Source organism: Metallosphaera sedula DSM 5348, from assembly GCF_000016605.1.
In the GTDB taxonomy this organism is placed as follows: Archaea; Thermoproteota; Thermoprotei_A; order Sulfolobales; family Sulfolobaceae; genus Metallosphaera; species Metallosphaera sedula.
The window spans coordinates 1,710,001-1,722,126 of the sequence record NC_009440.1 but is presented as its reverse complement, the minus strand read 5'-3'; the positions used below and the strand labels follow the sequence as shown (position 1 = coordinate 1,722,126).

The following is a 12,126-nucleotide window of genomic DNA, read 5'->3' as shown; positions in this document are numbered from 1 at the left end:
CATGCTAGCTTTAGTTACTGGGGCATCAAAGGGGATAGGGAAGGCCACGGTACAACTTCTCATGAGGGAAGGATACAAGGTCGTGGCCACATCTAGGACCGAGCCAGAGGTTGGCGACTACAGGTTCAGGCTAGACGTATCCAATAGGGCTGAGGTCGAGTCCCTGATCGCGAAGGTGAGGAACGAGATTGGGGAAATAGACGCTGTGGTGAACAACGCTGGCTTTGGGGTGTATGGCTCCTTCCTGGAAACCTCGTTGGAGGAAGAGGAATACATGGTTAAAACCAATTTCCTAGGCCCGATCTACGTCACGAAAAGTATCTATCCTGTGATGGTCAAGAGGAGATCGGGCTCCATAGTTAATGTGGTGTCTGAGGCAGCTTACGTTAACTCTCCGGTTCTCCTGGTGTATTCCGCAACCAAGGCTGGACTAGCTAGCTTCACCAACGGACTTTGGGCTGAAGCCAGAAAGTACGGAGTTAAGGTATCTGGAGTTTACCCTGGTCCCGTCAAGACCAACTTCTCCTCTCACCCGTCCTTTAAGGGGAGGGAAATAACACCAAAGTACGCTGTGGAACCAGAAAAGGTGGCCAAGGCAATTTTAAAGGGAATAAGAACGGGGAAGAGGGAGATCTACGTTCCCTCTAAACTCAAGCTAGATCCCTATTTCCTTAAGCTAGCTAACGTAATGCAAGAGTTAACCTATAGGCTCGTGGACAAGTTTTCTGTTTAGCTTCCCGGCTCAAGAGACGAGGAGTTTTAACTTCTGCAAACCTGCTTCATAACTCGAGTTCCATCATCGTGATAAAAAAGAACCCGGGATCTTCCTCGAGCGGGTGAAAGCTATTCACTGGTGTATCACCAGTAACTGATGTAACTACAGTTGATATTTGACCTTCGTCCTAAGAAGAGACTTGAGATATGGGAAAGGGACTTCGAATATGATCTCTGGATCATGGGAATTTTCTAGATCCTATGTTGGGATTGTGGAGAGACTGAGTACAGGATTTCGGATCCCCTGTGAGGGAGGAGTTCAGGGGTGTTGATACGAAGCGTAGTGCGACTAAGATCACGATCTCTCCACCCTCACCGGATTCTCCAGCCTCCCTATCTTCTCGACCTCCACAACTAGGTTGGCCTCCATGGCCTGAAACTTGTACTCTGACGCCTCTTCAGCGCCCCTGTAACCTATGGTCCCGGTTGAGATCAAGCTTAACCTGGGGACCGTGAGCACCTTGGACACCTCCACGAGAAGGTCCTCCACCCCAAAGATTAGTTCGTCGGTCTTCCCCTCCTGGACCACCACATCCCCATAAATGCTCCTCATGGTCAACCCAGATAGGTCGCTTAACTCATCCGGAGTCACAATCCACGGTCCCATTGGGGCAAAGGTGTCCCTGTTCTTGTTCCTGAAATGGGATCCCCTCACGGCCATCTTCTTCACCTTTCCATCCATGGGATCTCGCCTGTACGCGTAATACATGTCCTCCTTCATCTCACCTGGAGCCGTAACGTCATTAAACACAGTGTAACCTAGTACCGCATTCCTAGCCTCATCTCTGGTGGCCATCTTGAGGGGCTTGCTCACGATTACCCCTATCTCGACCTCAGGCCTCACGCCAGACTTGGGGGCCAGAATGGTATCTCCAGGTCCTATGGCCAACTGCGGAAGTTTCAGAAAGAACTTTGGGGAACCCAGCATCTCCCTGGCCTCCTCCTTGCTCTCCACACCCAGCATCCTGGGCGAGTTCACCAGTGTGCAAAATATGGCCGACGGAACTAGGGGAGCAGTTAACTTAACCTGGTTAACCTTAACCTCTTCGCCCGTTTCCTTTCCCGCAAGTTCCTGTGTTAGGATAATGGAATCTCCCTTCAGGTAACCGAACTTCCTTTCTCCTTCCTGAATAAACGAAACGAGTTTCATCCCCATCACATAGAGATTGTCATGATAAAAATTATGCCTTAGGGTTTGGCATCTGATCCATGATGTCCCTCACCATCTTCACAAACTCTTGCTTTCTGTCCTTATACACCTCGGTATACATCTGAGCCCACCTAATTGTGGGATCTCCCCTACTGAACCTGTCGTACTGCTCATACCTCATCCCGGTCTCAGAACCTATGGTGTCCCAGAGAATATTGAACAGCTTCACCCTCTCTAGGGCTGGCAACCCCTTGGACGCTAGGTACTTGTCCAGGAGAGCTCTCTCCTCGGGGTTTTCAAAGTCCCTAATTCCCGCTGGAACGGGGATAGAAGATCCAGCACTTATGGACCTAAGTATCTCGTTTATCCTGGGTAATGCCTTCATTCCCATGGAGCTAGTGGCTATGGCTATCTGCGGATTCGGTCTATATACTCCAGGTAATTGCTCCCCTAGTTCCTCTGATGCCACCATCCCAGCTTCATACATTGCTAGGTAGATTAGGATCTCTCCCAACTTCTCCTGCACATTGATGAAATTGTTAATCCCCACGGCCTCAGCAATGGCTATGGCCAGGCCTGCCAAGAACTTCGTCCTGGAGTAGTGCTGAATCACGAAGTGCCAGTTGAACCATCCCCTCAGGTTCACCGTATGCCACATGAACCCCTCTATCTCCTCAGGTTTCTTGTAAAAGATCACCCTATCCCAAGGTATCAAAACGTTGTCCAATACCATAATGGCGTCAGGTTCCTCATATCTAGAGGTAATCGGGTACTCAAACTCGCCGAACTCCTCCTTGGGATGGAACCCCCTCCTGGAGATGAACTTTACACCCTTACTTTCCGTGGGAAGTGAGAAGAACACGGAATACCTGGGGTCGGTGTCCCTCTTGATGTTGGGCAGGTACCACAACCTTTCGGAGTAGGGACCTGCAGTGGATAGTAGCGCGGCGCCCCTCACCACGAGTCCCTCGGTGGTTTCCCTGACCACGCCCACCTGTATGTAGGGGTCCTCCCATTGTGAGGGTGGTCTGGATCTATCATACATCGGGGCGACAATGGCGTGCGTGTAGAAAAGGTCCTGTTTAGCTGCCTCCCTATATATCTCTATCACGTTCTCCATCATCTTATTTCCAAACACCTTACCGAAGTAGTCGTCAGCATGTGCGTAGAATAACATGGTCCATACGTTTAGGTAATCTGGACTCCTACCGAAGAATCCCCTATAGAAGTCGTAAATCTTACTTATCCCCATCCTCAGCCTTCTCAACTCCTCCTTATTCCTTGGCCTGAAGAAGGTTATACTGGTCTCCTCCCCCACGTCAGGGTTATACACCCTCAGGTATTCCTTGTATTCATCCTTCCAATGAAGGTCGTAGTAGTCTGAGACCGTGTGTATGGCAGCCCTAAATGCGGGATGCTCTGTTACGTCACTTACCTTCTCCCCATTATAGTATATCTCCCCGTGGTGTCCTTCCTTCATGCTTTTTATGAAATCTATTCCCTTTCGGATCAATTATTCCACCCCCGTAATTTACCCGTGATATCCTCCACGGGAACCCACTCCTTGAGCCAGGTCTCTGGCACCTCCCTTCCCCAGAAGTCTGACCTGTACCTCAGCTGGTCCCAGGTCCAGGCTATGGGTTTCCACTTATCGGGATCTAGAACGAAGTAATCGCCCGTGAAGAACTCTATCCTATTCCTGTCCTGATCCCTGAGGTAAACGTAAAACCCCTGGGTAACCCCGTGCCTTCCAGGTCCCCTCTCTAGGCTGTCCCAAAGTTGAGCCGAGGAGACTAGGTCCGCAGCCCTTATGATATCCCTCACGTCATGAACGTAGAAGGTTGCGTGATGAAACCCCGGAACGTTCCTGGAACTTCTGGCGATGGCAATCTCGTGCGAGTGACCGATCTTGGTCATCCAGGAGACCATCTTTTTCCCATCCCTATCCAGGAACGTCTCGGTCTCAGTGAATCCAAAGACCTTGGTGTAGAACTCAACCTCAACGTCTAGGTCCCTTACCATGAAATTGATGTGATCTATCCTTACGGGGGTCACTCCCCTGTACTCGTGGAACTTGAGCCTTCTATCTCCCACGTACTCCATGTCGTGATACAGGAGAATAGGTAGACCCTGCGGGTCCTCAAAGAGGATTGCCTCCTCCACTCCCCTTTCCTTCATTCTCCTGTACCTTATGCCAATCTCATCGAACTTCTCCCTGGCCTGATCCAGAACCTCGGGTTTTCTCACCCTCAAGGAGGCGTAGGATAAACCGGGGGAGTCAGCTTTCCTTAAAACAAGACTGTGATGTTGTCCCTCCTCAACTCCGCGTAAATAAGCCTCGTTTCCATTTCTCTCCGTCTCCACGAAGCCCAGGAGGTCCCTATAGAAAAAGAGGGCCCTGTCCAGATCAGTGACCCTGTAAACTACATGGGAGACGCGTAATATGTCCAGCATAGGTGAAAAGGGAAGACGTTTTTCTTAAACTCAAGATGAAAGGGGTTTCACTATCCGCCTTCAGGCCCTAGGAGAGGTCCAAGGAGATCAGCTTCTCCTCTGTCATGGCTAACATGGTACTTCTCACCCCCTCCCTGCTCCCTATCCCGCTGAGACCTACCCCGCCGAAGGGAAGGGAGTCCCACCTCAACCTGGTACTGTCATTCACTATCACTGCTCCGGCCCTGATTTCCCGGCTCATCTTTAGTGCCAATTTCAAATCTGAGGTGAAGATAGAGGCCTGCAGGCCATATTCGGTCGAGTTTGCCAATTCCACGGCCTCCTTCCAATCAGAGAACTTAGCTATTGGTGCAACGGGACCAAAGATCTCCCTCTTCATGATGACCATGTCCAAGTTAGCGTTCTCGACCACTGTGGGAGCAAAATAATAACCGCCAGTGCCCGCCATACCCCTGTGAATCACCCCTCCCTTCGTCTCGGAGTCTAACACCGCGTTCTCCAGGTCCTTAACCACGCTCGCCGAGATAACAGGTCCCATCTCAGTGCTCTCGTCCATGGGATCACCAACCCGCAGGGATTTCACCCTATTCACGTACTCCTTGAGGAATTTCTCGTAAATCTCCTCCTGAACCAGTATCCTCTTCCCGGCATTACAATTCTGCCCTGCATACTCAAACCTGGCCCTCACGGATATTGAGACCGCCCTCTCGAGATCGGCATCCTTGAACACTACGATTGGATCAGATCCGCCCATCTCCATCATAACCCTCTTTCCCGTTGTCACGGCCTTTGAGGCAATGGACGTCCCCACGGGAGTTGAGCCGGTAAACGTGATTCCTTTCACCCTCCTGTTCTCCACTATCTCTGCCCCCACGGTATCTCCACCCCCTGGCAGAACGCTTAACACACCCTTGGGAAGTCCTGCCTCATACAGGATCTCCCCCAGTAGGACTCCCGTAATGGGGGTTGAGGTTGAGGGCTTTACTACCACGGTGTTTCCGACCGCTAAATTCGGTGCAACCTTGTGTGCGAAACTATTTGCCGGGAAATTGAAGGGGAGGATTGCCCCAACCACTCCCAGTGGCTCTCTCACAGACATCACCATTCTCCTCTCGTTACCGGGAGGATACTCATATCCGTCTACCCTGAACGTAGCTCCCTCAAGAACTAGTCTAACTTCCTGCGCTGCTGACCTGAAGAGATGGATTGCCCTAGTTACCTCAACCCTAGCATCCCTGATGGGCTTCCCGGACTCGGCTGTCAGGGTTCTAGCCAGTTCCTCGCTCCTCTTCTCCATGATTTCAGCCGCCCTCTCAAGAATCTTTGTTCTCTCCTTCAATGCGAGCCTAGAGAAGTGATCGAAGGCCTGGTCAGCTAGCTCTATGGCGTGTCTCGTTTCTTCCCTTCCAGCAACGGAAACCTCGTTCAGGGGTTTTCCTTTCCCCGGATCCATCACGGTTATCTTTGCCTGAGTTACTACCTTCTCTCCGCCTAGAATAATTGGAATCATAGAAACCAAATAATACTATACCGGGAAACTAAAGGATTTTTATGATACGGATTTCATATTGAACCTTGCCTTTCCCTGTCTTATCACGTCAAGCCTAGAACAAGATCAACTGTAGTATCGCATCAATAATATCCTAGCAAGACGCTAGCTCAAGTCCGAGTTAAGGTAATGTACCGTCAACTTCCTATACGCGTTCCTCAGGTGATGGAGGAAGGTGACCTTGCTGAGACCCAACTCCATGGCTACCGTGTCCGCATCTGCCTTCCTTGGATAGTCTAGGTATCCCCTGGAAAAGGCAGTCTTTAACGCCCGCCTTTCCGCGGGAGATAGTCTAGGGCCAAGGTTGAGCTTGAAGTCCTCCAGCGTGTAGTTCACCAGTTTACCATAGGAGGAAACTTCACCCAATATCTCAGATACCCTGTCCCTGGGAATCACGAAGCCCCAGGTTTCAGTTCCCCTCCAGATCCTATTAAACAGGAACATTACCTCCTTATCATATAGCCAACCGGCTAGGGAATCCCTGTACCTGTTAAGAAAGTCCACAAAGTACACATCGCCGTACGAGGTTGCCTTGTTAATCTTAAGCACTCCCCTAGACCTCTTCATTCTCAAGACCACGGATTTATCCTTAGGGTAAACCGTTATCCTTGACCTAAGGTAATCCCTTTCCGGATAAACTTGGTAGTTCACGGTGCTCGCATCAACATCGCCCAAATTACTAGTCCAACAACCCTCATGTTGGACTGAAATGGTCATTATCTTTAATGATCCCATATCATACTATATGAACTACTTGAACTTTAAAAGTCTTTTCCTTATTATATATGTATTAAAAATATTATAATTGTTAAGAATCAGTGAGGGGATATCTCGTCGAGACGCCTCTTTGCTGTCCTGATTCCTGCCAGGGATATCAACGCAGATAAGAGCTGGAACGATATCATTAACATGAACACCTCCAGGGGTGTGTTACTTGTTACACCATGAGAGACTATGTTACCAATCTGTAATGCCACGAGGAAGGCACCTATTCCTCCTCCAATATGCCCTATTCCATCGGCCAATCCGAAGCCAGTAACCCTAGCTCTTGTGGGAAAGTTTTCCGTAGTCCAGGCGTAGGAGATGGGAATCCACAGGTTATTCCCGAAGAAGAGAACAAATGCCCCCAAAACCTCAAGGAAGAAGTTATGCCCAGCCTCAGCCATGATTGCCCCGCCCAACAACATGATTACCGCGGAGATTGGAACCCACACCTTTCTCTCTAGCCTGTCCCCAAACAGGATTAGAAGAACCGGTACAGCCACGAAACCAAGTATCCCAAGCGATGCTATCATGCCTGCCTCGGATGATGGATACCCTAAGGACGAGAGAATAGTGGTTAGCCCTGCAGCGTTTGTATACACCGTGATATACCCAAAGAACCACATGGACATTACAATGATCCATCTCTTCAGGTAAACCCTATTCCCTAGAATTGTCCTCAAGGCTTCCTTGTATGAAACCTCTGTGATAGTCTTGACCTCAATGTGTTGCGGTACTGGAGGCAGTTCTCCTATCTTCTTTCTAGCTGCCTCCTCCATCCTCTCCACGATTTTTGAGGCCTCCATAATCCTCCCCTTAGACGCAAGCCATCTCGGAGACTCGGGTAGCTCCACCCTGAGTAGGAGGCCTATCAGGGCGAGGAGGGAACCTATTCCGTACATGATTCTCCAACCAGCGGTTGCGAAAATCCCGGTTGTCCCCAACGCAAATGGAAGCCCTAGGGGGAAAGGTGCTGGCGGAGTAGTGATCAGGAGACCAAGCCATAGGCCTAGAAACGCTCCTAGGGTAGCGAAAAGGAAAACCAAGGATGTAAACTTCGCCCTTCCGTTTACGGGAGATACCTCGTTTATATACGTGTTAACTATGGCCAGATCTGCCCCCACACCTATCCCTGTAATGGTCCTAGCGAGCAAATAGTTCAGGTAATCTGGGGAGAGCGCGTTATACAGTGACCCCAGCCCTGTGATGGCCATGGTAATCATGAGCATTCTCTTCCTCCCATATCTGTCCGCAAGAGGGGTTAAGGCAAGGGCCCCAATTACATACCCCACCAGATTCCAGAGGACTACGGGTCCAAGTAGTTGGGGGATCTCGGGAGATGACGGCGAACTCACGCCAAAGGTTGTAAGAGCTGTCTGGATAAATGAGACGTTAATATCAAAGATATCAAAAAACGTGAAAAGGAAACCTGTACCTAAAACAGCAATGAAGGTGGCGGGAAGAGACCAGACTGGTAACCTGTCCAGCCTGGCTATAATCTCAGATGCGTTCTTCTCCTCCATTCCAACTCAAGCGGAATTGAACGGGAAAATAATATCAGGTAAATTAAACCGATTTCATGAAGTACCATTAAAGTTAAAGTGGGAATCGGTTCAAGATTACAAATACTTGTCTTGTAACTATCCCTTATCTATGACGTGGAACCCGTGATCCCTCCATCCTGTAAACAGGGTATACCAAGGGGCTATGGCCTCAAGCATGAGCCCTACTAATCCCTTCACCATGAAACTTGGAAGGTCCCGTCCCCTGAGGCCAGCATACCTCCTAGTGAGCACAAAGCCGTCCTTTAACATGAGGAGCAGGGTGAACCAGATGGGCCCGGTTAGATATGGTCCAATGGGAAGAGGTGCGCTTGCATCCCTCATGTACACGAATAGGGGCACCAGGAAACCCAACGCGGAGGAGTACCAGCTAGTTAAACCCAGAAGGTACTTCACCCTATTCCTTACATCCATCCTTCCGTCCTTGAACCCGTCAAGTATCCCCAGTATCCATCTCCTCCTCTGCCTCATGAAGTCCATTAAGTTCTGCGGAGGTATCTCGTACACGAAACCCTTCATGACTCCGTACCTGAACCTCCGTGATGCCCTCAGGTGGAAGAGGAGGTCCTCAGCCCTCACTGGGCCAAAGTCCCATCCAATCTCCCTCTCCACCTCTCCCCTAACCATGAAACCAGAGCCGTGCCACATTCCCCTGGGGGACAGGGAAAGGCTCACCACGTCATTGGACGTCCTCAACGTCTCAATCGTGGATAACACGTCGCCTCTCCAGTTAACCGGGTAAACTATGGGATGAACCCCAACGTCCCTGTCCCCTTGAACAAATTCGGCAATTCCTAGGACGCTGTCCTCCCCAAACACGGTCTCCTCATCGTGGTAGTAAACCCACGTGCCTGATCCAGTGCCTCCCCTCTGTTCCACGGCGTACTGGAGTGCCCTGGCCTTGAACATGGACCCATTCCTGGTCCTATACTCTGCTGGAACTACCTCCACCCTAGCGTCTAACCCCCTCAAACCTGCCTCCCTTCCCTCGTCAACCACAATCCAGACCTCGTGGGGTATCCTCACAGAGTACCTCCTCTCCACCTCGCCATACCAATGATGAATGGACTTCACGGTCCTCTCCACGGTCCTCAAGTTCTTGCCCGAGGTAACAACCTGATTGATAACTAACCCGTCGTACCTAAACCCCTTAAGCTCATTCACGTCAATGAAGGGCTTCTCCTTCTCGAGAACAAGCTTGGAGGCCCCAAATTCTCCCACTTTGGGCAGGGCGAAGTACCACCCCAACTTCACGGCATCCAGGGCAGTCTTGAACTGCCATCCCGGGAAGAGAGACGCCATTAGGGGCGATGAGCCCAACATCCCAAGGAACTCCCATCTCGAGGTTCTTTTCAATTCTTTGATAGTTTCATTATAGACGTCAACAGTAAAATTTTCGAATATCTCGGATAAAATCTGCATAGTTAGAAGAATGCAGGGAAAGATTTAACCTTTATCCAAACAGTCACAAAGTTATTAACCAGATCTCATACGTGAGTCAATGGGCCAGTGGCTGTTCTTCGTGGGAGCGGGGCTATCAATACTGCAGATAATGGATGGGGCCCTCCTTGGACTAGGGCTCATAACCTTGCCCCTTCACGCGGTGTCTGGGGGGCTATTGTTGCTGGTCTGCCTGATCTCCAGCTGGAAAACCTCAGGGGTTCAAAGGAGAATGTCCCTAGGTAACGTGGGGCTTGTACTGGTGAATGGGGTTTTGGGAATATTCCTAAACCAGGTAATTCTCCTGGTACACCTATTTCTCGCACTGGGCGTTCTAGCAAACTTCTCAGTGATGTTTGGGATGGAGAGGGGAGCAGGTGACCGGGGTCGAGGTGCAAGATCCTAGGTTATTAGCTTTGGATAGAACCTTACTACATGAGAAGAAATCTAGTCCTTGCGGGTTTAATACTACTACTCGTAGCTGTGGTAATGTATTTCGGTTCAACCGTGGGTATAACCCTTAATACCTTAAGGGTGTCTGGAACACTTCAACCTGGAGAGATTGCGGAACAGAGCTTCTCCTACAAGGAAGAAGTCATTACCGTGACCGCCTCACCGCCTATTCCCTTGAATGTTGAGATCCAGGGGAACGTGATAACTGAGTCCGTGTTTAACAACCTGTTTGTGGCGATTTCCAGTGGACCAGGGACAGTGTTGGTAAACAACAACTACACCACGCCCGTAAAGGTGCAGATAGTGGTGGTTAACCTGGCATCTCCGGTCGCCCTCCTAGGTATACTTAGCCTCCTGGGGTTGGTGATTGGGGTAGTGGGAGGCGTCATCCTTGTTGTTGGGGTAGTGAGGAAAGAAAAACGAGAAGAACCTTAACCACGCGGTAAGGCCCACCTTCCTTAGCCCTCCCTGTCATTGGAACCCTCATCTTAACGAGTTTTGATCCAGAGGGTTCTTCAGTCCATTGAGTTCACCTAGGCTTTCTTTTGTGGAGATTAAAATCAACTTCTTTCTCCATATCAGTACATAAGTGTTAAACGTAAGCCTGAATCAAGTCAACTCTCATCTGTGACACGTTCCCCCTTAAGGCCTAGTGTATCGCAGGCACCCTGAGTCTAGTACAATCTAGAGTTCACTATCTGAGGTTGACTTCTTTCTTTCATACACGTCGCCGTAAACTAGCCTTATCCCCAGATCCTTCGCAGTCTCCAATGCATCCTTATCAACGCTGACAGCGAGGAAGAGCTTGACGAAATTCTTAATCCCTAGGACATCTATTATCACGTCGGTCTTTACATCAAACCACTCTATATCGTCATTCTCGGCGAAGGACTTGACCTCAACTAGGTAAACCTTGCCATTCTTAGCCAGGATGTCCACCTCATACCTCGCTCCCTTCTTACCATATTTACCGTCCTTGTCCTTGTAGGTAAACCTGTTCACGTAACTGAAGTCTAACCCCTCCTGATCTACGAAGTCCCTAAAGAAGCCCCTCACCAGTTCCTCGTAGTCCTCTCCCCATCTTTTCCCAATGTTGCTAACGGTTTTCTCCATTCTCTCCACTTTCATTGCGAGTTCCTCCTGTCCCTTTTTCACCTGCGTTAACGATTGAGTCATGATAGCTAAGGCCTCCTCAGTCTTGCGTTGTGCCTCAGCGAGCTCGACCATTTTCGCCTCGAGCTTGGAGGTTGTGTCTTCGAGTTTAGAGGTTCTGTCCTCGAGCTTCAGGAGGGCTTCTTGAGTCTTGCGTTGCGCTTCCGCGAGCTCTGCCATCTTCTCCTCGAGTTTAGAGGTTCTGTCCTCGAGCTTGAGGAATGCCTCCTGCATTCTGCGTTGGGACTCAACAAGCTCTGCCATCTTCTCCTCGAGTTTAGAGGTTCTGTCCTCGAGCTTCAGGAGGGCTTCTTGAGTCTTGCGTTGCGCTTCCGCGAGCTCTGCCATCTTCTCCTCGAGTTTAGAGGTTCTGTCCTCGAGCTTCAGGAGGGCTTCTTGAGTCTTGCGTTGTGCCTCTGCTAGTTCCGCCATTTTCTCCTCGAGCTTCGTCATCCCATCGGCCATCCTCTTCTGAGCTTCGGCCTGTGCCATTGAGCTTTCAGTGAGGGCCCTTAGTGAGGCCACAATCTCAGCTAAGGTTTTCCTCATCTCCTGATACTCGGAGCGGATAACGTCAATCCCTAATATCTCCTCTACCTGCTTCCTAAAGTCTGGATCCTCCCTCAACAGCCTCAGTATCTCATCCTTTGATATCATACAAGTTAGTTGGAGATGCAGGGTATAAAACATTATGAACGACAAACAGAACTACGAGCATGTACCTCTTGAAAAGGCAAACACACGCTACTAAAACGTGAAGTAAAAGAGAAGAAAACAAGAAAACGAGAAGAGGCTAGCTGTGACCAATTACACCCAGCCACCTAGAGACG

The 12,126-nt window shown here is 49.9% G+C and carries 11 protein-coding genes and 1 rRNA gene (1 of these 12 only partly in view); 3 read left to right on the top strand and 9 right to left on the bottom strand.

Annotated features, from left to right (window positions below; genetic code table 11):
• The first annotated feature begins 1 nt into the window (after position 1).
• Positions 2-733: an SDR family NAD(P)-dependent oxidoreductase gene (locus tag MSED_RS09080; protein WP_012021720.1), complete on the top strand. Its 732-nt coding sequence runs from the start codon at positions 2-4 to the stop codon at positions 731-733.
• Between the two features lie 336 nt (positions 734-1,069).
• Here MSED_RS09080 and MSED_RS09075 read toward each other — a convergent pair whose 3' ends face one another.
• The 7 genes from MSED_RS09075 to MSED_RS09045 all read right to left on the bottom strand — a co-directional run bounded on the left by MSED_RS09075 (position 1,070) and on the right by MSED_RS09045 (position 9,673).
• Positions 1,070-1,924 (bottom strand): fumarylacetoacetate hydrolase family protein, encoded by an 855-nt coding sequence (locus MSED_RS09075; protein WP_012021719.1) that lies wholly within the window; start codon positions 1,922-1,924, stop codon positions 1,070-1,072.
• A gap of 31 nt (positions 1,925-1,955) precedes the next feature.
• On the bottom strand, positions 1,956-3,437 hold the full coding sequence (locus tag MSED_RS09070) for a 4-hydroxyphenylacetate 3-hydroxylase family protein (RefSeq protein WP_012021718.1): 1,482 nt from the start codon (positions 3,435-3,437) through the stop codon (positions 1,956-1,958).
• Complete coding sequence (hpaD, locus tag MSED_RS09065) at positions 3,434-4,378, bottom strand: 3,4-dihydroxyphenylacetate 2,3-dioxygenase (protein WP_012021717.1); 945 nt, start codon at positions 4,376-4,378, stop codon at positions 3,434-3,436. Before hpaD ends, MSED_RS09070 begins: the two co-directional genes overlap by 4 nt.
• Before the next feature lie 67 nt (positions 4,379-4,445).
• Positions 4,446-5,888 carry an aldehyde dehydrogenase family protein gene (locus MSED_RS09060; protein ID WP_012021716.1) on the bottom strand — a complete coding sequence of 481 codons (1,443 nt, stop codon included), beginning with the start codon at positions 5,886-5,888 and terminating at the stop codon, positions 4,446-4,448.
• Between the two features lie 144 nt (positions 5,889-6,032).
• Positions 6,033-6,662 carry a helix-turn-helix domain-containing protein gene (locus MSED_RS09055; RefSeq protein ID WP_048060141.1) on the bottom strand — a complete coding sequence of 210 codons (630 nt, stop codon included), beginning with the start codon at positions 6,660-6,662 and terminating at the stop codon, positions 6,033-6,035.
• Between the two features lie 80 nt (positions 6,663-6,742).
• On the bottom strand, positions 6,743-8,212 hold the full coding sequence (locus MSED_RS09050; RefSeq protein WP_012021714.1) for an MFS transporter: 1,470 nt from the start codon (positions 8,210-8,212) through the stop codon (positions 6,743-6,745).
• A 117-nt stretch (positions 8,213-8,329) separates the two neighbouring features.
• The gene (locus MSED_RS09045; RefSeq protein ID WP_048060140.1) at positions 8,330-9,673 is read right to left on the bottom strand and encodes a glycosyltransferase family 2 protein; all 1,344 of its coding nucleotides are present in this window, start codon (positions 9,671-9,673) and stop codon (positions 8,330-8,332) included.
• A 79-nt stretch (positions 9,674-9,752) separates the two neighbouring features.
• On the opposite strand from MSED_RS09045, the gene MSED_RS09040 reads away from it, so the two are divergent.
• Both MSED_RS09040 and MSED_RS09035 read left to right on the top strand, forming a co-directional pair.
• The gene (locus tag MSED_RS09040) at positions 9,753-10,097 is read left to right on the top strand and encodes a hypothetical protein (RefSeq protein WP_012021712.1); all 345 of its coding nucleotides are present in this window, start codon (positions 9,753-9,755) and stop codon (positions 10,095-10,097) included.
• A 29-nt stretch (positions 10,098-10,126) separates the two neighbouring features.
• Positions 10,127-10,579, top strand: a complete 453-nt coding sequence (locus tag MSED_RS09035) for a hypothetical protein (protein WP_012021711.1) — start codon at positions 10,127-10,129, stop codon at positions 10,577-10,579.
• 249 nt (positions 10,580-10,828) lie between these two features.
• Here the strand turns inward: MSED_RS09035 and MSED_RS11845 are convergent, their stop codons facing one another.
• Together MSED_RS11845 and MSED_RS09020 are read right to left on the bottom strand one after the other, a co-directional pair.
• Positions 10,829-11,953 carry a DUF3782 domain-containing protein gene (locus MSED_RS11845; RefSeq protein WP_048806936.1) on the bottom strand — a complete coding sequence of 375 codons (1,125 nt, stop codon included), beginning with the start codon at positions 11,951-11,953 and terminating at the stop codon, positions 10,829-10,831.
• A gap of 172 nt (positions 11,954-12,125) precedes the next feature.
• Position 12,126, bottom strand: a 23S ribosomal RNA gene (locus MSED_RS09020) (it continues 3,057 nt past the right edge of the window).